This is a genomic window from Streptomyces sp. Alt3 (assembly GCF_030719215.1).
GTDB classification, from domain to species: Bacteria; Actinomycetota; Actinomycetes; order Streptomycetales; family Streptomycetaceae; genus Streptomyces; species Streptomyces glycanivorans.
In genome coordinates, this window is the sequence record NZ_CP120983.1 from 4146781 (window position 1) to 4166149 (window position 19369).

A 19369-nucleotide genomic window follows, 5' to 3' on the forward strand; every position below is an offset into this window, starting at 1 on the left:
TGTCGCTGAACTGGGTTTTTCCAGTCCGGACAAGGGGCGTACCGTCCCGCGATGCGTAAGTGTGTAGTCACACCGGCGTCAACATCGAGGGAAGTTATCCACAGATCGTCTGACCTTTTCCCCCGCCTGTGGATAACTCTGTGGGTAACTTCAGGGCAGAGCTACTTCCACTGAGTGGAGACGCCGAAGCCGCCTGCGATGAAGCCGAAGCCCACGACGATGTTCCAGTTGCCGAGAGCGTCGATCGGCAGGTCGCCCTCGGTGACGTAGAAGACCACGATCCAGGCCAGACCGATCAGGAAGAGCGCCAGCATCACCGGCGCCACCCAACTGCGGTTGGACAGCTTTATGTTCGTCGACTGCTTCGTCGGCGGAGCCGTGAAGTCTGCCTTCTTGCGGATACGTGACTTCGGCACGAGGGACTCTCCTGTCGATGCGCTGCGTGACCGCGCAGGGATCTGTGGCTGGCGCCGGGGCGCGAGGGGGAATGCTGCCTCCCCGGGGCGTCCGTTAGCGTAGTGCTTCCGTGGCGCCTAAGGAGATAAGGGTACGTTGAGCAATTCTGCCGACTCCCCTCGAGGCCCGGCCCGGCGCATGTCCCGTCGGCCGGTCCAGGCCCTCACCGCTGCCGTTTTCGCGCTGGCCGGGTTGATCTTCGTCACCAGCGCCAATACGGCCAAGGGGACCGATATCCGTACGGACTCCTCCCTGCTGAAGCTCTCCGACCTCATTCAGCAGCGCAGCGAGAAGAACGCGGAACTGGACGAATCCACCGCTTCCGTGCGCGCGGACATCGACACCCTCGCCCGGCGCGACGACGGGAGCACCCGCGCCGAGGACGCGAAACTCGATGCGCTGGAGAAGGCGGCCGGCACCACGGAGGTCACCGGTGAGGCGCTCTCCGTCACGCTGAACGACGCCCCGCCGAACGCCACCGCCAATCCCGGGTACCCCGAGCCGCAGCCCAACGACCTGGTTATCCACCAGCAGGACCTGCAGGCCGTCGTCAACGCCCTGTGGGAAGGCGGCGCCCGCGGGATCCGGGTGATGGACCAGCGGCTGATCTCCACCAGCGCGGTGCGCTGCGTCGGGAACACGCTGATCCTGCAGGGGCGGGTCTACTCGCCTCCGTACAAGGTCACCGCCGTCGGTGACCGGGGGAAGCTCAGGCAGGCGCTCAACGACTCCACGGCGATCCAGAACTACCAGCTCTACGTGAAGGCGTACGGACTGGGATGGAAGGTCGAAGAGGACGACAAGCTGACGCTTCCCGGCTATTCGGGCACCGTTGATCTCCATTACGCACAGCCTGTGCAGTAGCCCGAGGGGGCCCGGCCCGCCGGGTCCTGCGAGGTGCGCGCATCTCTGTGGGGGACTCCCCCGAGGGCGGCTTTCCACAGCTGACCCACGCCCGTGCCCCGGCCGTTTAGTCTGGTGCCGTACCGAATGGAGGCGACAGCATGTACGGCTGGATCTGGCGGCACCTGCCGGGCAACGTATGGGTGCGGGGCTTCATCTCGCTCGTGCTGGCCCTGGCCGTTGTCTACGCGCTCTTCCAGTACGTCTTCCCCTGGGCGGAGCCGCTGCTCCCGTTCGGTGACGTGACGGTGGACGGCGAGGGCGCCGGCGGAGCGGGGCCGGCCAATGAGCGCACGCATTCTCGTCGTCGACAACTACGACAGCTTCGTCTTCAACATCGTCCAGTACCTCTACCAACTCGGTGCCGAGTGCGAAGTGGTGCGGAACGACGCGGTGACCACCGCGCACGCGGACGACGGCTTCGACGGGGTCCTTCTGTCACCCGGTCCCGGCACACCCGAGCAGGCGGGCGTCTGCATGGAGATGGTGCACCACTGCGCGCGCGGCGGGGTTCCGGTCTTCGGCGTCTGCCTGGGCATGCAGTCGATGGCCGTCGCGTACGGAGGCGTGGTGGACAGGGCCCCCGAGCTGCTGCACGGCAAGACCTCCCCCGTACTGCACGAGGGCAAGGGGGTGTTCGCCGGTCTGCCGTCCCCCTTCACGGCGACGCGCTACCACTCGCTCGCCGCGGAGCCTGCGACGGTCCCGCCCGTGCTCGAAGTCACCGCGCGCACCGCCGACGGCATCATCATGGGGCTGCGCCACCGGGAACACGCGGTGGAGGGTGTGCAGTTCCACCCCGAGTCGGTGCTCACGGAGCACGGCCACCTCATGCTCGCCAACTGGCTGGAGCGGTGTGGTGACAAGGGCGCCGTCGCCAGATCGGCGGGGCTCGCCCCGGTGGTGGGCAAGGCCGCCGCGTGACCTCACTCCGCCCCGACCCCGGACACGAGGGCCCGTACGCGCAGGGAGCGTACGAGCCCGACGGCACGTTCGAGGCGGCGGTGGAGCAGCTCGCGGACCCGCTGAACGACCCCCTGCCCGGGCAGCACACCTCCTGGCGCCGGGCCGAGGCGGCCCCGTCCGTGGAAGAGGCGCGCCAGATGCCCCAGAAGGCGGCTCAGGAGCCTGCGGAGCCCACGGGTGAGTGGTACGACCCGGAGGGGTTCCAGAGGGACTGGTACGGGCAGCAGGGCCCGGCAGCCGCTCCCGCGTCCGTCACCGTCCAGGGGACCGCGGTGATATCCGATCCCCTCGCGGGGACGCACACCCCGGTGCCGACGGTGCCCGAGCCCGCCCCGGTGCCGACCACACCCGGCCCGGACCCCGTGCCGCCCGCCGGCGAGGCCGGTCCGGTCCGGAACGACGAGACCGTCGCGCTGCGGACCGCCGATACGCGGCGCGCGTCGCAGCCCGCAGGACCCGGCGGGTCCGGTCCGGACCTGGACCCGCTGCCGACAGGAGGCCGGGCCGAGCGCAGACGTGCGGCCAAGGGACGCGGGCGACGGCGTGCCGAGCCCCGGCCTACTCCTGAGGCGGGGGCAGGGACGGCGGAGCCCGCGGCCCCGATGTCCCGGCTGGAGGCCCGGCGCGCGGCCCGTGCCGCAAAGGACAGCCCCGCCGTCGTCGCCAGCAGGGTCGTCGGCGAGGTGTTCATCACCTTCGGCGTGCTGATGCTCCTGTTCGTCACCTACCAGCTGTGGTGGACCAACGTCCGCGCCGACCAGATCGCCGGCCGCGAGACGAACAAGATCCAGGACGACTGGGCGAGCGGCGAGCGGAGTCCGGGCGTCTTCGAGCCCGGCAAGGGATTCGCCATCATGCACATCCCCAAGCTGGACGTGGTGGCACCCATCGCCGAGGGCATCGACAAGGAGAAGGTCCTCGACCGCGGCATGATCGGTCACTACGGCGAGGGCAAGCTGAAGACCGCCATGCCTTCGGCGGAGCAGGGGAACTTCGCGGTGGCGGGCCACCGGAACACCCACGGCGAGCCCTTCCGCTACGTCAACAAGCTGAAGCCGGGCGATCCGATCGTGGTCGAGACGCAGGATGCCTACTACACGTACGAGATGACCAGCATCCTTCCGCAGACGTCGCCGTCCAACGTGGCCGTGATCGACGAAGTGCCTCCGGGCTCCGGCTTCACCGAGCCGGGCAGGTACATCACGCTGACGACGTGCACGCCGGAATTCACGAGTACGTACCGAATGATCGTGTGGGGCAAAATGGTCGACGAACGGCCGCGCAGCAAGGGGAAGCCCGACGCGCTCGTCGGCTGACGCGGGCTGGACGACATCACGACAGGGACGGGTGCGGTGGCAGCGAGGACCGAGCACGAAGAGCGCACCGACGAGCCGGCGGCCCCGGTACGGCGCAGGAGCCGCCATCCCGTAGCCACGGCTGTGAGCCTCTTCGGCGAACTGCTGATCACCGCGGGGCTGGTGCTGGGCCTGTTCGTCGTCTACTCGCTGTGGTGGACCAACGTGCTGGCCGACCGTGAGGCGCACAAGCAGGGCGACACCGTCCGAGATCGCTGGGCGGGCGGCCCCGGAGCCCTGGACACCAGGGACGGCATCGGCTTCCTCCACGTCCCCGCCATGAAGAACGGCGAGGTGCTGGTCAAGAAGGGGACCGACACCGAGACGCTCAACAACGGCATCGCCGGGTACTACACGGAGCCCGTGAAGTCGGCCCTCCCGGAGGACGCGCAGGGCAACTTCTCGCTCGCCGCGCACCGTGACGGGCACGGCGCCAAGTTCCACAACATCGACAAGGTGAAGAAGGGCGACGCGGTCGTCTTCGAGACCAAGGACACCTGGTACGTCTACAAGGTCTTCGCGGAGCTTCCGGAGACGTCGAAGTTCAACGTCGACACGATCGCCCCGGTGCCCAAGGAGTCCGGCGCGACGAAGGCCGGCCGCTACATCACGCTGACCACCTGCACTCCCGTCTACACGTCGAAGTACCGCTACATCGTGTGGGGTGAGCTGGTGCGGACCGAGAAGGTGGACAGGGACCGCACGAAGCCGGCGGAGCTGCGCTAGCACCGGTGCGGAGCGGAAGGGCCCCGGTCACCGTGAGGTGACCGGGGCCCTGTCGTTCCCGCGTGCTGTGCGGGTCGGCCCGACTAGCCGTCCCGGCCGCCGAAGAGGTTGCCGCCCCCGTCGCCACCGATGGTGGTGAGGGTGACCGTGGAACCCTTGGCGACCTGGGAGTTGGCCCCCGGGTCGGCCTGCATCACCAGCGCGTTGGGCTTGTCGGACGAGTTGGGCGCGAGCGCGACCACCAGACCGAGGCCTTCGAGCGCGGACTTCGCGTCCTGGAACCGCTTTCCGACGATGTCGCCCGGGACGGTGACCTGCTCGGGTTCGGCCGGGCCCTTGGACACCTTGAGGACGATCTGGACGTCCTTGGACTGCTTGCTCGGGCCTGCCGGGCTCTGGTCGATGACCGTCCCCGCTGCTTCCTCCGAGTCGACGTCCTGCCTCGACACGTTCGTGAACCCGAGGCCGTTCAGCTGTTGCACGGCCGCGTCGTAGGGGCGGGTACGCACGTCGGGCATCGGCTCGGTCGCCTCCTTGGCCACCGTGATCGTGACCTCGGAGTCCTTCTCGACCTTCGAACCGCCCTCAGGCTTCTGCGAGATGACCGTGTCGGTCGTCTTCTCGGACTCCGCCGTCTGCACGTTCACCGTGAAGCCCTTGTCCTCCAGGGCCTTGCGGGCGTTGTCCTCGGACTTCTCCAGGACGTCCGGGACCTCGACCTTGGGGGCGCCGGTGGAGACGACGACCGTGACCGTCTCGCCGGTCGCGATCTGCTCGTGCGATCCCGGGGACTGGCTGCAGATCTTGCCCTTCTCCTGGGCCTCGCACGGCTCCTTGGAACCGACCTTCAGGACGATCTCGGAGTTGTCCGCGAGTTTCTGCGCCTGGTCGACCGTGGAGCCGACCATGTTCGGCACGTCGATCTTCTCGTCACCGCTGTTGCCGTTGTCGCTGAAGACCGTCATGCCGATGAGGATCGCGCCGATGAGCACCAGGACGCCGGCGACGACCAGCAGGATCGTCGAGGTGTTGCTCTTCTTCTGGCGCCGCCGGCCCGGTCGGTCGTCGTAGCCGTAGCCGCCGTCGTCCGGATTGACCGGGGGCAGCATGGACGTCTGCGCGCCGCCCTGGTCCGTCGCCCGCAGCGCCTGGGTGGGCTGGTCGTTGCCGTAGCCGTCGTACCCGCCGTAGCCCGCCGCTCCCATGGCCGCGGTCGCGGCGACCGGCTGGCCGTCGAGGCAGGCCTCGATGTCGGCGCGCATCTCGTCCGCCGACTGGTAGCGGTAGTCGGGGTCCTTGGTCAGGGCCTTCAGGACGATGGCGTCCATCTCAGGCGTGATCTCGGAGTCGAAGTTGCTCGGGGGCTGCGGTTCCTCACGCACGTGCTGGTACGCGACGGCGACCGGCGAGTCACCCACGAACGGGGGCCGGACCGCCAGCAGTTCGTAGAGCAGGCAGCCGGTGGAGTACAGGTCGGAGCGTGCGTCGACCTGCTCGCCCTTGGCCTGCTCCGGGGAGAGGTACTGGGCCGTCCCGATCACCGCGGCGGTCTGGGTCATGGTCATCCCGGAGTCGCCCATGGCGCGGGCGATGCCGAAGTCCATGACCTTCACCTGGCCGGTGCGCGTCAGCATGACGTTCGCCGGCTTGATGTCCCGGTGCACGATCTGGGCGCGGTGCGAGTACTCCAGTGCCTGGAGGATCCCGACCGTCATCTCGAGGGTCCGCTCCGGCAGCAGCTTGCGGCCGGAGTGGAGAAGCTCTCTGAGGGTCGACCCGTCGACGTACTCCATCACGATGTACGGGATGGACACGCCGTCGACGTAGTCCTCGCCGGTGTCGTACACGGCGACGATCGCGGGGTGGTTGAGCGAGGCGGCCGACTGGGCCTCACGGCGGAACCGTGCCTGGAAGGACGGGTCGCGGGCGAGATCGGCCCGCAGCGTCTTCACAGCGACGGTGCGACCGAGCCGGGTGTCGTGCGCGAGGTAGACCTCGGCCATGCCACCACGGCCGAGCACCGAGCCCAGCTCGTACCGGCCGCCGAGGCGACGCGGCTCTTCCATAACTGATCCAGCCCTCTCCGTCAGTCCCGACCGCACCCGTGTGTGGTCCGGCGGTGCGCTGTTCGCGGCATACGCTACCGGGCACGCACTGCTTGATCGGCCCGCACCCGTCAGCTGATATCCGACCGGTATCCCAATGTGCTGGTGTGGACAGAAGTTGTGACGGGTGTCACTACTTTCCGTCGAGTACCGCCTTCATCACGCTCTTGGCGATCGGTGCGGCCAGGCCGCCACCGGAGATGTCGTCCCGGTTGGCGTTGCCGTCCTCGACCACCACGGCGACGGCGACCGGGGAGCCGCTGTCGGTCTTGGCGTACGAGATGAACCAGGCGTACGGCTTCTCGCTGTTGTTGAGGCCGTGCTGGGCGGTACCGGTCTTGCCACCGACAGTGACGCCGTCGATCTGCGCGTTGGTTCCCGTGCCGTCCGCGACCACGGTCTCCATCATCTGCTGCACCTTCTGGGCGTTCTCCGCCGAGAGCGGCCGGCTGAGCTGCTCCTTCTCGTGCGTGTAGATGACGTCGAGGTTGGGCGCCTGGCGCTGGGCGACCATGTACGGCTGCATGAGCTTGCCGTCGTTGGCGATCGCGGACGCGACCATGGCCATCTGCAGGGGCGTGGCGCGGTTGGACGCCTGGCCGATGCCCGCCATGGCGTTCTGCGGCTGGTTGTCCTTCGGATAGACGCTCGCGTCGGCGCGGACCGGAGTGAAGACCTCTTTGTTGAAGCCGAACTTGTCGGCCTGCTCGATCATCTTCGCGTTGCCGAGGTCGTTGCTCATCTTGCCGAAGACGGTGTTGCAGGACCAGCGCAGGGCCTCACGGAGCGAGGCGTTCTCGCAGGGGATGTCCCCCTCGTTCTGCAGCAGGTTGGTCGACAGGGGCAGTCGCCAGGGGAGCGGGGAGTCCGTCTCCTCGTCGATGTCGGTGTAGAGGCCGTTCTCCAGCGCCGCCGCGGCCGTGACGACCTTGAACGTCGAGCCGGGCGGGTAGGTCTCCCGCAGGGCCCGGTTCAGCATCGGCTTGTCCTTGTCCTGCAGGAGCTTCTGCCGGGCGTCGGAGTCCTCCATGGAGTTGCCCGCGAAGACCGAGGGGTCGTACGAGGGGGTGCTGGCCAGCGCGAGGACGGCGCCGGTCTGCGGGTCGAGCGCGGCGACGGCGCCCTTCTTGGCTCCCAGCCCCTTGAAGGCCGCCTTCTGGGCGGCACCGTTGAGGGTGGTGACGATGTTCCCGCCGGTCTTCTTCTCGCCGGTGAACATCGACAGGGTGCGGTCGAAGAACAGCTGGTCGCTGTTGCCGGTGAGGATGCCGTCCTCGATGCTCTCCAGCTGCGAGGAGTCGAAGGCCTGCGAGGAGTAGCCGGTGACGGGCGCCCACATGGGGCCGTTCTTCCAGACGCGCTTGTACTGGAAGTCACTGTCCGTCGTCTCGACGGAGCCCGTCACGGGCTCGCCGTCGACGATGATGTTTCCGCGTTCGTGGGCGTAGCGCTCGATCTGGACGCGGCGGTTGTGCTCGTTCGCGTTGAGCTCGTCGGCGCGCACGTACTGGATGTAGTTGGTGCGGACGAGCAGGGCCAGGACGAGGATCCCGCAGAAGAGCGCGATCCTGCGCAGCGGCTTGTTCACGGTCGGACCACCTGGGTCATCTCGGCGTCCGGGGACGGTGCGGGGGCCGGGGCGGGACGTCGGGCCGTGTCACTGATTCTGATCAGGATGCCGATCAGTGCCCAGTTGGCGATGACGGACGAACCACCGGCCGCCATGAACGGCATGGTCATACCCGTCAGCGGGATGAGCCCCATGACACCGCCGGCCACCACGAAGACCTGGATGGCGAAGGAGCCGGAGAGGCCGATCGCGAGGAGCTTGCCGAAGGGATCCCGGGCGGCGAGCGCCGTACGGACGCCGCGCTCGACGATCAGGCCGTAGACGAGCAGGACGGCCATCATGCCGGCCAGCCCGAGTTCCTCGCCGACGGTGGCGAGGATGAAGTCGGAGTTGGCGGCGAAGCCGATCAGGTCGGAGTTGCCCTGCCCGAGCCCGGTGCCGAGGGTTCCTCCGGAGCCGAAGGCCATGAGCGACTTGGCCATCTGCTCGCTGGCCGCCTCCTTGCCCCAGCCCGCGAAGGGGTCGAGCCAGGCGGTGACACGGTCCTGCACGTGCGGCTCGAACGTCGCGACGCCGACGGCGCCGGCACCGGACATCAACAGACCGAAGACGATCCAGCTGGTGCGTTCGGTGGCGACGTACAGCATGACGACGAACATGCCGAAGAACAGAAGCGAGGACCCCAGGTCGGTCTCGAAGACCAGGATGAGGATCGAGAACGCCCAGACCATCAGGATCGGGCCGAGGTCACGGCCGCGGGGGAGGTAGAGGCCCATGAAGCGGCGGCTGGCGAGGGCCAGTGCGTCGCGTTTGACCATCAGGTACCCGGCGAAGAACACCGCGATGATGATCTTCGCGAACTCTCCCGGCTGGATCGTTCCGACGCCAGGAATCTTGATCCAGATCTTGGCGCCGTTCACGGCGGGGAAGAACATGGGAAGGATCAGCAGGACCAGCGCGACCAGCATCGAGATGTAGGTGTAGCGCTGCAGGATGCGGTGGTCCTTGAGGACGACCAGGACGAGGACCAGGAAGGCCACGCCGACCGCCGAGAACATCAGCTGCTTCGAGGCGGCAGGGGCGAACGTCTTGATGGCCTGGAACCGTTCCGACTGGTCCAGCCGCCAGATGAGGGCCAGCCCCAGTCCGTTCAGCAGGGTCGCCAGCGGCAGCAGCAGCGGGTCCGCGTACGGAGCGAATCTCCGCACCGCGAGATGTGCCACACCGCCGAGCAGTGCGAGGCCCAGGCCGTACCCGAGCATGCCCGCGGGCAGTTCGCCGTTGAGGGCGAGGCCCACGTTGGCGTACGCGAACACCGAGATCAGAACGGCGAAGGCGACCAGCGCCAGCTCGGTGTTACGGCGGCTCGGCGCGTCGATCGCGCCGATGGTCGTGGTGTTGGTGACAACGCTCATGTGCTGAAGGCCCCCTACGGCTTACTGCTTACCGCACTGCAGGGCCAGCTTCTTCTCTTCCTCCGAGAGGCTGGGGCCGGGAGTGGGAGTCGCGGTCTTGGTCCCCTTGGCGGGGGACGTGGCGGAAGTGCTGTCGGAGGCGTCGCCGGCCTTGTCCTGGTCCTTGGCGGCGTTGGCGTCCGCCTCGGCCGCGCGGCGCTGTGCGTCCTTCTTGCAGGCGGAGGCCTGTGCGTCGAGCTCGCTGATCTTCTTGCGGGCGTCGGAGAGGTTGCCCTGGGAGATGGTCGACTCGACCTGCTTGCGCCAGTACGGCGGCAGGTACTTCAGCTCGATCTCGGTGTTCTCCTCGACCTTCGAGAGGGACACCCAGGCCAGGTCCTGGCTGATTCCGCGGTACAGCGCGACGTTGTCGTCCTTCGTGCCCACGTAGAACTGGGTCTGGGTCCAGCGGTATCCGCCGTACACGCCGCCGCCGACGACGGCGAGGGCGAGCACGATGTAGAACGACCGCTTCAGCCACCTGCGACGGCCACGGGGCTTCACGAAGTCTTCGTCGGTGTACGAGTTGAAGGCGTCGTCCGGACCGGATCCGTAGCCCATGTCGTCACCGCTGCCGGGAGGGCCGAAGCCTCCGGCCGGCGGCTGAACGGGCAGGCCGAGGCCTGCCGCGCGTCCCGCCGGTGTCTCCATGGCCCGGCCGTCGTTCGCCTGGGCGGCCTGGTTCTCGGCGACCGCGCCGACGACGACCGGGGTGTCGTTGAGCTGCCCGGCCAAGGTGTCGTTGCTGTCGACGTCCAGGACGTCGGCGACGATGCAGGTGATGTTGTCGGGACCGCCGCCCCGCAGGGCGAGCTGGATGAGGTCCTGGATGGTCTCCTGCGGGCCCTGGTAGCTGGCCAGGGTCTCTTCCATCGTCTGGTGGGAGACGACGCCGGAGAGGCCGTCCGAGCAGATCAGGTAGCGGTCACCGGCGCGGACCTCACGGATCGAGAGATCGGGCTCCACGTGGTCGCCGCTGCCCAGGGCCCGCATCAGCAGGGAGCGCTGCGGGTGGGTGGTGGCCTCCTCCTCCGTGATCCTGCCCTCGTCGACGAGACGCTGCACCCACGTGTGGTCCTGGGTGATCTGGGTCAGGACGCCGTCACGCAGGAGGTAGGCACGGGAGTCGCCGACGTGCACGAGGCCGAGGCGCTGGCCGGTCCAGAGCAGGGCGGTGAGCGTCGTGCCCATGCCCTCCAGCTGAGGGTCCTCCTCGACCATGACGCGCAGCTGGTCGTTGGCCCGCTGGACCGCCGTGCCGAGCGAGGTGAGGATGTCGGATCCCGGGACGTCGTCGTCGAGCTGGACGAGTGTGGAGATCACCTCGGAGCTGGCGACCTCGCCGGCCGCCTGGCCGCCCATGCCGTCGGCGATGGCGAGAAGACGGGGCCCGGCGTAGCCGGAGTCCTCGTTGCCTTCCCGGATCATGCCCTTGTGCGATCCGGCGGCGAAGCGCAGGGACAAGCTCATGCGCACCTCGCCCGTCGGTTCGGGGTACAGCCGGTCTCGAGCCACACTGCCCACCCTCCGGTCGGGAGCCGGGTCGGGTCCGTTGTCAGGACCGCCGCGGCTCGCTCGCTCCGCTCGCTCATTGTCGTACTACTTCCGCAGCTCGATGACGGTCTTGCCGATGCGGATCGGCGCGCCCAGCGGAACAGGTGTCGGGGTGGTGAGCCGGGTCCGGTCGAGATAGGTGCCATTGGTGGACCCGAGATCCTCGACGATCCACTGGCCGTCACGGTCCGGGTAGATCCTGGCATGCCTGCTGGACGCGTAGTCGTCATCCAGCACGATCGTTGAGTCGTGCGCGCGGCCCAGGGTGATGGTCTGGCCCTGGAGCGCCACGGTGGTGCCCGTGAGCGTGCCTTCGGAGACGACCAGCTTGGTGGGTGCTCCGCGGCGCTGGCGCCCGGACTGCTGGCGCTGCTGAGGCGGCGCTGCTTGTTGTTGTTGGCGCCCCTGTTGAGGGCGGGTGTCAGCGGCAGTGCGGCGTGAACCGCGCTGCGTGACACGCGTACCGAACAGGTCGCTGCGAATGACCTGGACGGCCACGATTACGAATAGCCACAGAACAGCCAGGAAACCTAGCCGCATGACCGTCAGGGTCAGCTCTGACATTGCCCCCGCTTCACCCTTCGGCTTGCCGGTAAACGATGGTGGTGCTGCCCACGACGATCCGCGAGCCGTCGCGGAGCGTAGCGCGGGTGGTGTGCTGCCCGTCTACCACGATGCCGTTGGTAGACCCGAGATCCTGGATCGTCGAGGGCGTTCCGGTCCGGATCTCACAGTGCCGGCGCGATACGCCGGGGTCGTCGATCCGCACGTCGGCGTCGGTGCTTCGTCCCATCACCAACGTCGGGCGGGAGATCTGATGGCGGGTGCCGTTGATCTCGATCCAGCGTCGCACCTGGGCGTCCGGCACGGGGCCGGATCCGGTCGGCGGGCGCCGGTCGTTGGGAGTGCCACCCGGACGCCCGGCGCCCTGCGGCGGGGCCGGGGGCATGGGCGGGGCGGAAGCCGGCGGGTAACCGTAACCGCCCTGTCCTTGCGGTGAGGGCCGGTTCGGCTGGCCCTGGGGAGCGGGGCCGCCGTGCTGGTCCTGTGACGAACTCGACGCCAGGGTCCGGCTGCGTACACGGTAGAGACCCGTGTCGAGGTCGTCCGCCTTCTCCAGGTGGACCTTGATCGGTCCCATGAAGGTGTACCGCTGCTGCTTGGCGTAGTCACGTACGAGGCCCGACAGCTCGTCGCCGAGCTGGCCGGAGTACGGGCTGAGCCGCTCGAAGTCCGGGGTGCTGAGCTCGACGATGAAGTCGTTGGGCACGACGGTCCGCTCGCGGTTCCAGATCGTGGCGTTGTTGTCGCACTCGCGCTGGAGGGCTCCTGCGATCTCGACCGGCTGCACCTCGGACTTGAAGACCTTGGCGAAGGTGCCGTTGACCAGACCTTCGAGACGCTGCTCGAAACGCTTCATGACTCCCATGGGGCACCTCCTCCTGTGTCGTCTTCGCTGTACTGCTTGCTGATCGTATCCACGCGTCGGGAAATCGGCTGGTTCCCCTTGTCTGCACAGTGGATGAGTGTCACCCCTCACACGGATCGTAGAGGTGCCCTCCTGACAGTGTCCCGCACTCCGGGTGCACTCAGGAGGAGTGGGGCCAGGCTTTCCGCGTTCCCGGTTCCCCTCGCGAGTCCGGCGAAACAACGGATGTGAATCCACCCAGTCCAGCGTGCTAATCTTCGGTTGTCGCCAGGCGCTCGCACCACACAGTGGGAGAGTCTGAAAACACCACTCTTGCGCGAGTGGCGGAACGGCAGACGCGCTGGCTTCAGGTGCCAGTGTCCTTAGGGACGTGGGGGTTCAAATCCCCCCTCGCGCACAACAGGCAGTCGCTTGCGGCAGCCAGGTTGGTTCGACAGAACCCCCGCACCGGATCTATCCGGTGCGGGGGTTCTTCGTTGTGTGTCTCGCTCTGTGTACGGTCCGCTCGGATGCCTCTCGGTGGATCTTTCCGGCCGTCGCCCCGCGCGGTCGAAGTCGGCTGTGCCCCCTGCGGAGGGTGATGCAGTTCGCTGCCTCGGTGGCGCCCCCGAGGCGCCTCGAATACCTGATGGTGCGGGCATGGATCGGATGCGTGTGAGGGGTCCTGTGATGAAGCCCGCACCTGGGGTGGAGGGGCGGGCTGCGCAGGCTGCTGTTTCACGTGAAACGTCAGATCCGCACCAAAGAGGTGTTTGGTGCGGATCCCGAGTGGTCTGTATGTGTGGTCGGTATGTCGGTTAGTCGGCTCCGGGTGACTGCAGGGGGCTTCGGGTGATTTCCGATGGCGCCAGGCGGCTTCAGGCGGCCTCAGGCGGCGAAGCGTGCTGCCAGGGTCTTGGCCTTCGCCGCGGCGTCTGCGAACGCCTGGGTGCGGGAGGCGTCGGCGAGCGGGATGAGCTCGGCCATCTCGGGATTCGAGTGCGCCAGGGTCAACTCCGGCACGATGAAATCGACTTCGGCCCCGAGCATGCCGGTCAGCACCTTCTCCAGGTAGTTCTGGACGAACTCGAAGCTCTCGCGCGGGGTGCCCGGGGCGTACGAACCACCGCGGCTGGCCACGACGGTGATCGGGGTGCCGGCGACAGAGCCCTCCGGGCCTGCGGTGTGGCCGACGATGATCACCTGGTCCAGCCATGCCTTCAAGGTGGACGGGATGGAGAAGTTGTACATCGGTGCGCCGATGAGTACGGCATCCGCGCCGACCAGTTCGGCGACGAGCTCCCCGCGCAGCGCGTCCTCGGAGCCGGCGGCCGCAGCCGAGGCGTCCAGGTGGGGCAGGGGATTGGCTGCGAGGTCGCGGTACACGACCTGGCCGTCGGGGTGCTGCTCGCGCCATTCCGCGACGAAGGCGGCGGTTACCTCACGCGATGTCGAGCCCTGAGGGAAGACGGCGGAGTCGAGGTGCAGGAGCGTGGCCATGGGGATCTCCGTAGAAGCTGAAGGGGTGGCTCGACGCCGGCTCCCGGAGGCTGCCCTGGGACCGCGAATGTGAGCCTTCTTTTTCGTATGTCGCTATGTATAACACAGGAGCTTACTTTTAATAAGCCCCGCACGTCGGCGCAGTACCCTGGGGTCATGGCAGATCACAGCGAGCAGGCCTGTCGGCGGGTGGACGCGAGCATCACTCGCGTCTTCGAGCTGTTCGGGAAGCGCTGGACGGGCCCGATCGTCTCGGTGCTGATGCAGCAGCCCGTGCACTTCGCGGATCTGCGGCGGGCGATTCCGGGCATCAGCGAGCGGATGCTTTCGGACCGGTTGTCCGAACTGGGGGCTGCCGGCCTCGTGGTGCGAGAGGTCGACGAAGGGCCGCCGCTGAGGGTGGCGTACCGGCTGACGGAGGCCGGTGCCGCCATGGAGCCCGCGCTCAAGGAGCTCGGGCAGTGGGCGGATGCCTATCTGGGTGGCTCTGGGAGCTGTTGAACGGCCGCCGGCGCCCGAGTGGGGGCCTACCGGGGTGACGGGGCTTCCCCTGTCGAGTTGTAGCGAAGCAGATACTGCGCGAACCGCTCGAGGTCCTCCGGGGTCCACGCTCCGAGGCGTTCCCTGTACGCGGCTCGACGGCTGGCCTGGGTCGAGGCGAGTGCCTCGGTGCCGGCGGCGGTGGGGTGCAGTACCTGGATGCGCTGGTCGTCCGGGTCGGGATGGCGCTCCACCAGTCCGAGCTTCTCCAGCGTCGCGACCTGTCGGCTGACTGTCGACTTGTCCAGCATGTAGTGCGCGGCCAGATCGGTCGCGCGGCAGCCGTGCCGGTGATCGATGTGCGCGAGCAGCGTGTACGAGACCAGTGGCAGATCTGGGTGGAGCCGTGCCGCGGTCGAACGTGCGCGGCGTGCGAAAGCCGTCAGTTCGCGCTGGATCACATCCAGCGACTCCTCGCGGTCCCGGGGGGTGTCCGCCACGTGAATCACCTTCTCGAAATTATAGTTGTATGCTACAACGAATGTAGGAGTTGTAAAAGCCAACCATTGGAGGAGTCGTCGAATGTCCACAGGTCCGAGCTCCGCCTCCGGCTCAACCGCCGGTGCGCTGCGTCATGTGCTCAGTCATCTCGTCACGCCACTGCTGATGTGCGTCGGTATGGGGCTCGCCTATCTGGGTGCCTTTCACGCCCCGGCACCGCACGACCTGCGGGTGGACGTGGTCGGCTCCGGAGCGAGCGCGCAGGTGCTCGCGCAGACCTTGCAGGACAAGGGTGACGGTGCATTGAGTGTGCGTACCGTAGCGGACCGCGACATCGCGGCGAACCACCTGAGGACCCAGCAGAGTTACGGCGCCTACGTGCCGGGCAGCAAGCCCGAACTCATGGTGGCCACCGCCTCGTCCGACACCAGCGCGACGGTCGTCCAGAAGATCTTCACCGAAGTTGCCGCAGGTCAGGGCGCCCCCCTCCAGGTGACGGATGTCGAGCCCACGGCTGACGGTGATCCGACCGGACAGGGGATCTTCTTCCTGCTGGTGGCGGTCAGTATCGGTTCCTACGCGTCGGTCGCGGTGATCGGCGGCGCGGGTGCGGTGCTGGCGCTGCGCATCAGGGCCGGACTGGCGATCGGTACCTCGCTCGTCGTGAGTGCGATCGGAGCCGCTTTCGCAGGGCCCGTGTTCGGCCTGGTCGACCACGGGCTCGGCGGTCTGTGGGCGATGGCATGGCTCTATTCGGCGGGCATCCTGCTGATCGGGGTGGGACTGCACACCTTCCTCAAGCGATGGACCACGCTCGGCGTGATGCTGCTCTTCGTCATGCTCAACTTCACGAGTTCGGGCGGCATCTTCCGGCCGGAACTCCAGCCGGGCTTCTTCGGTGCCCTGCACTCCTTCTGGAACGGTGCGGGCTTCGTCGAAGGCGTGCGCAGCCATGTGTACTTCGGCGGACATGCCCTTGGCGGACACCTGCTGGTGCTGTCCCTGTGGTTCGTGGCGGGGGTTGTCGTCGTGGCGGTGGCGGGTCTGGCCGAGTCGCGGCGCCGCGAGGCCGCGGAGAAGGTGCGTCAGGCGGCGGAGAATGCCCGTGAGGCGGCGGAGAAGGTGCATCAGGCGGCGGAGAAGGGGCGTCAGGGGGCTGCTCTGCGGACGGCTGCCGCAGCCGAGGAGGAGATGGAGGAGGCCGTCGGAGTGTGACGGTGGCCAGGGTGGTGCCGGGCGCCGGTACTTTTCGACCGGTTGTCGTCCCGCGGTGCCGGGGAGTTCCTGCCCGCAAGCGAGGTTTTCCACAGGTGGGATCCCAAGTTGTCCACAGGGGCAGGCGGTTGTCGCGTCACGGCTGTACCGTCGTCCGCAACTGATGTTGGTCGGACAGAGCTGCTGGACAAGGGCGGGGGAGGCGGCGCTCCATGGCGAGGTCGAAGCGACGGTGCACCGGATGACGGCGGACGAGCGCATCCCGGTTGTCAGGGGTTTCGCGCGACGTGTGGCCGGCGGGGTGAGATCGTCCGGACTCGGGGCGGTGTCCGCGAAAGCGGTGTCTCCGAAGGCGGCGGGCAAGGCGCTGAGGCTCAAGGTGCCCCGTTCGGGTCACAGTTCCCTCGTCCTGCCGCCTGGAAGGCCGGACGCGGTACAGGCGGTCGAGGAGTCGAACCAGGGCAGGGTGCCTGGCCTGACGCCCATACGGGTGGGGCGCATGGCAGCAACGCCCTTCGCCTTTCTGCGTGGTTCGGCCGGCCTGATGGCACATGATCTGACGGGCACGCCGGTCACAGGCGTGGGTGCCCAGCTCTGCGGTGACGCGCACGCGGCCAATTTCGGTCTTTACGGCGATGCGCGCGGCAATCTGGTCATCGATCTCAACGACTTCGACGAGACCGTGTTCGGCCCGTGGGAGTGGGACCTCAAGCGGCTCGCCACCTCTCTGGTGCTCGCGGGGCGGGAGGCGGGGGCGGACGAGGACACGTGTCGGCAGGGCGCGTACGACACGGTGGGCGCGTACCGGCGCACGATGCGCCTGCTGGCCGGGCTTCCCGCACTCGACGCCTGGAACGCCATCGCCGACGAGGAACTCGTCTCCCACACCGACGCGCGGGATCTGCTGGGGACGCTGGAGCGAGTCTCCGCCAAAGCGCGCAACAACACGAGTGCCCGCTTCGCAGCGCGGTCCACAGAGGAATGCGAGGACGGTGGTCGCCGGTTCGTCGACGCGCCCCCCGTCCTGCGGCGCGTGCCCGACGCGGAGGCCGCCGCTGTCGCAAAGGGGCTCGAGGGTTACCTCGGGACCGTTTCGGAGGACAGAGTTCCGCTGCTTGCCCGCTATGCGATCCATGACGTCGCGTTCAGGGTGGTCGGCACGGGGAGCGTGGGGACCCGGTCGTACGTGGTGCTGTTGCTGGACCACCGTGGTGAGCCGTTGGTGCTGCAGGTGAAGGAGGCCCGCCCCTCCGCGCTCTCTCCTCATCTCCCGCAGGTCGGTTTCGAGGTGCCGGAGGTCGCGCACGAGGGGCGCCGGGTGGTGCTCGGGCAGAAGCGGATGCAGGTCGTCAGCGACATACTGCTCGGTTGGGCCGAGGTCGACGGGAGGCCGTACCAGGTTCGCCAGTTCAGGAATCGCAAGGGCAGCGTGGATCCGGCCGCGCTCGCGGCCGACCAGGTGGACGACTACGGGCGTATGACCGGAGCGCTGCTGGCCAGGGCCCACGCGCACAGCGCCGATCCCCGACTGCTCGCGGGCTACTGCGGGAAGAACAACGAGCTGGACGCGGCGGTGGCTGATTTCGCCGTGACGTACGCGGACCGGACGGAAGCGGACCACGCCGAGCTCGTCCGGGCCGTGCGAGCCGGACGAATAGGGGCCGAGCTCGGCATATGAGCGGCCCTGCGGCCAACCGTGTGTGTTCGTGGCGCCTGTCGTGGCCATACGCTGGACGGGTGACCCACGAAGCCGCCGGGGTGCCGACCTCCCGGAACGACGAAGACCCGCAGAACCAGGACCGGCAGGACGGCCCGCAGCACGCGCAGGACGCGTCGCAGGGTGACGACCTGCGGGTGGATCCGGACGGCGCGCAGCAGGCGGCCTCCGCCTCCGGTGGTGCCGCGGGTGAGGACGCCGGTGATCCCACCGTCGGCGAGGGCGGCGAGACGGGCGGCGCCGCGGCGGGCGAGAGCGGTGTTTCCCGGCCCGAGGAGCGGCTCGCCAAGGCGGTCCGGGTGGCCGAGCAGGCACTGATCGAGTTCGAGATCGCGGTGGAGACCTTCCGGGTCGAGGTGGAGAACTTCTCCCGGCTGCATCACCAGAAGCTCGGCCCGATGTACGCCCGCCTGGACGAGCTGGACGCGCAGATCGCGGAGGCGCGGGCGGCGAAGTCCGGCGATCCCGAGGATCTGCGCAAGGCCCAGGAGGCGCGGGCCATCGTCATGCCGATGCCTGGTGTCGACGAGCTCTTCCACGACTGGATGGACTCGGACGGGCTCTCTCCCGAGGCATCGGCCATGCTCACCGAGCAGCCCGTCCGACCGCCGAAGCGGGTCAGGCCGGGCGAGGAGGCCCGCAAGCTCTATCGCGAGCTGGCCCGTCAGGCACACCCGGATCTGGCACCGGACGAGAAGGAGCGGACACGGCGGGATGAGTTCATCGCGCGTGTGAACGCGGCCTACGGACGTGGCGACGTGGCGTTGCTGAAGGAGCTGGCCGCCGAGTGGGCGGCGGGACCGGTGGCGCCCGAGCTGCGCCTGAGTGAGAGCGAGGAGCTCTACGCGCGGCTGGAGTGGCTGAGCCGTCGTAAGGAGCTGCTCACGGTTCTTGCCCAGGAGCTGGAGGAGAGCGCTATCGGCTCGATGCTGCGGATGGCTCCGGACGACCCCGACGTGTTGCTGGACGACATCGGGGAGAAGCTCCTGGCGGAGGTCGCCCAGCGGGAGAGCGAGCTGGCGGGGCTGGTGCAGTAGCGTTCCGGATGAATCTGGCGCGCACGTACGAGAGAAGGCACACCAATGAATTTCGCTCCGCTGCCATCGGTGGACGTCGCGGCGGTTCCGTCGGACGGCTTCGTGCTGGACGTCCGGGAGAACGACGAGTGGGCAGCAGGGCACGTCGAGGGTGCGCTGCACATTCCCATGAGTGACTTCGTGGCCCGTTTCGGGGAGCTGACCGAGGCGGCCGACGATGGCCGGCGTGTGCATGTGATGTGCCGCGTCGGAGGGCGGTCCGCCCAGGTCACCCAGTATCTGATGCAACAGGGCATCGACGCGGTGAACATCGATGGCGGCATGCTGGCCTGGGACGGCGCCGGGCGCCCGATGGTCACGGACACCGGGAACTCGGCTTTCGTCCTCTGACGGCTGCCGCCCTCGGCCCCCGGTTTCTTCAG

At 68.2% G+C, this 19369-nt stretch carries 18 protein-coding genes and 1 tRNA gene; 10 read left to right on the forward strand and 9 right to left on the reverse strand.

The genetic code is table 11. The features are described from left to right. Positions 1 to 161 precede the first annotated feature (161 nt). Positions 162 to 416: a cell division protein CrgA gene (crgA, locus tag P8A20_RS18245; RefSeq protein ID WP_147958587.1), complete on the reverse strand. Its 255-nt coding sequence runs from the start codon at positions 414 to 416 to the stop codon at positions 162 to 164. A gap of 136 nt (positions 417 to 552) precedes the next feature. On the opposite strand from crgA, the gene P8A20_RS18250 reads away from it, so the two are divergent. The 4 genes from P8A20_RS18250 (at position 553) to P8A20_RS18265 (ending at position 4406) form a co-directional block, all read left to right on the forward strand. After that, complete coding sequence (locus P8A20_RS18250; RefSeq protein ID WP_261988589.1) at positions 553 to 1320, forward strand: DUF881 domain-containing protein; 768 nt, start codon at positions 553 to 555, stop codon at positions 1318 to 1320. A 324-nt stretch (positions 1321 to 1644) separates the two neighbouring features. Next, entirely contained in the window at positions 1645 to 2283 is a 639-nt protein-coding gene (locus P8A20_RS18255) for an aminodeoxychorismate/anthranilate synthase component II (RefSeq protein ID WP_147958589.1), read from the forward strand. Then, positions 2280 to 3641 (forward strand): class E sortase, encoded by a 1362-nt coding sequence (locus P8A20_RS18260; protein ID WP_147958590.1) that lies wholly within the window; start codon positions 2280 to 2282, stop codon positions 3639 to 3641. Before P8A20_RS18255 ends, P8A20_RS18260 begins: the two co-directional genes overlap by 4 nt. A gap of 36 nt (positions 3642 to 3677) precedes the next feature. Beyond that, positions 3678 to 4406 (forward strand): class E sortase, encoded by a 729-nt coding sequence (locus P8A20_RS18265; RefSeq protein ID WP_147958591.1) that lies wholly within the window; start codon positions 3678 to 3680, stop codon positions 4404 to 4406. An 83-nt stretch (positions 4407 to 4489) separates the two neighbouring features. On the opposite strand, the gene pknB is transcribed toward P8A20_RS18265, so the two are convergent. The 6 genes from pknB to P8A20_RS18295 form a co-directional block, all read right to left on the reverse strand. Next, the gene (pknB, locus tag P8A20_RS18270) at positions 4490 to 6472 is read right to left on the reverse strand and encodes a Stk1 family PASTA domain-containing Ser/Thr kinase (protein WP_147958592.1); all 1983 of its coding nucleotides are present in this window, start codon (positions 6470 to 6472) and stop codon (positions 4490 to 4492) included. A gap of 172 nt (positions 6473 to 6644) precedes the next feature. Further along, a complete protein-coding gene (locus P8A20_RS18275; protein WP_147958593.1) occupies positions 6645 to 8099 on the reverse strand; it encodes a peptidoglycan D,D-transpeptidase FtsI family protein in 1455 nt (484 codons plus the stop codon). Next, positions 8096 to 9496, reverse strand: coding sequence for an FtsW/RodA/SpoVE family cell cycle protein (locus tag P8A20_RS18280; RefSeq protein ID WP_147958594.1), 1401 nt, complete (start codon positions 9494 to 9496; stop codon positions 8096 to 8098). The genes P8A20_RS18275 and P8A20_RS18280 overlap by 4 nt, the downstream gene beginning before the upstream one ends. Positions 9497 to 9517: 21 nt before the next feature. Next, positions 9518 to 11005, reverse strand: coding sequence for a Stp1/IreP family PP2C-type Ser/Thr phosphatase (locus P8A20_RS18285; protein ID WP_306103871.1), 1488 nt, complete (start codon positions 11003 to 11005; stop codon positions 9518 to 9520). Positions 11006 to 11134: 129 nt separating this feature from the next. Next, positions 11135 to 11653 (reverse strand): FHA domain-containing protein FhaB/FipA, encoded by a 519-nt coding sequence (locus P8A20_RS18290; protein WP_014155249.1) that lies wholly within the window; start codon positions 11651 to 11653, stop codon positions 11135 to 11137. A 10-nt stretch (positions 11654 to 11663) separates the two neighbouring features. Continuing rightward, the gene (locus tag P8A20_RS18295) at positions 11664 to 12518 is read right to left on the reverse strand and encodes an FHA domain-containing protein (protein WP_147958596.1); all 855 of its coding nucleotides are present in this window, start codon (positions 12516 to 12518) and stop codon (positions 11664 to 11666) included. A 314-nt stretch (positions 12519 to 12832) separates the two neighbouring features. Here P8A20_RS18295 and P8A20_RS18300 point away from each other — a divergent pair. Then, positions 12833 to 12915, forward strand: a tRNA-Leu gene (locus P8A20_RS18300). A 470-nt stretch (positions 12916 to 13385) separates the two neighbouring features. Here the strand turns inward: P8A20_RS18300 and P8A20_RS18305 are convergent. Then, complete coding sequence (locus tag P8A20_RS18305) at positions 13386 to 13997, reverse strand: FMN-dependent NADH-azoreductase (protein WP_147958597.1); 612 nt, start codon at positions 13995 to 13997, stop codon at positions 13386 to 13388. Between the two features lie 156 nt (positions 13998 to 14153). Between P8A20_RS18305 and P8A20_RS18310 the strand changes: the two genes are divergently transcribed. Continuing rightward, complete coding sequence (locus tag P8A20_RS18310) at positions 14154 to 14498, forward strand: winged helix-turn-helix transcriptional regulator (RefSeq protein ID WP_147958598.1); 345 nt, start codon at positions 14154 to 14156, stop codon at positions 14496 to 14498. 26 nt (positions 14499 to 14524) lie between these two features. Here the strand turns inward: P8A20_RS18310 and P8A20_RS18315 are convergent, their stop codons facing one another. After that, a complete protein-coding gene (locus P8A20_RS18315; RefSeq protein ID WP_147958599.1) occupies positions 14525 to 14977 on the reverse strand; it encodes a MarR family winged helix-turn-helix transcriptional regulator in 453 nt (150 codons plus the stop codon). 82 nt (positions 14978 to 15059) lie between these two features. On the opposite strand from P8A20_RS18315, the gene P8A20_RS18320 reads away from it, so the two are divergent. From P8A20_RS18320 to P8A20_RS18335, 4 genes are all read left to right on the forward strand, one after another. Continuing rightward, positions 15060 to 16193 (forward strand): ABC-2 transporter permease, encoded by a 1134-nt coding sequence (locus tag P8A20_RS18320; RefSeq protein ID WP_306103872.1) that lies wholly within the window; start codon positions 15060 to 15062, stop codon positions 16191 to 16193. Between the two features lie 241 nt (positions 16194 to 16434). Beyond that, a complete protein-coding gene (locus P8A20_RS18325) occupies positions 16435 to 17871 on the forward strand; it encodes a DUF2252 domain-containing protein (protein WP_306103873.1) in 1437 nt (478 codons plus the stop codon). 59 nt (positions 17872 to 17930) lie between these two features. Continuing rightward, positions 17931 to 18947, forward strand: coding sequence for a J domain-containing protein (locus tag P8A20_RS18330; protein WP_147958602.1), 1017 nt, complete (start codon positions 17931 to 17933; stop codon positions 18945 to 18947). Positions 18948 to 18992: 45 nt separating this feature from the next. Further along, complete coding sequence (locus tag P8A20_RS18335) at positions 18993 to 19337, forward strand: rhodanese-like domain-containing protein (RefSeq protein ID WP_147958603.1); 345 nt, start codon at positions 18993 to 18995, stop codon at positions 19335 to 19337. The last annotated feature ends 32 nt before the right edge of the window (positions 19338 to 19369 follow it).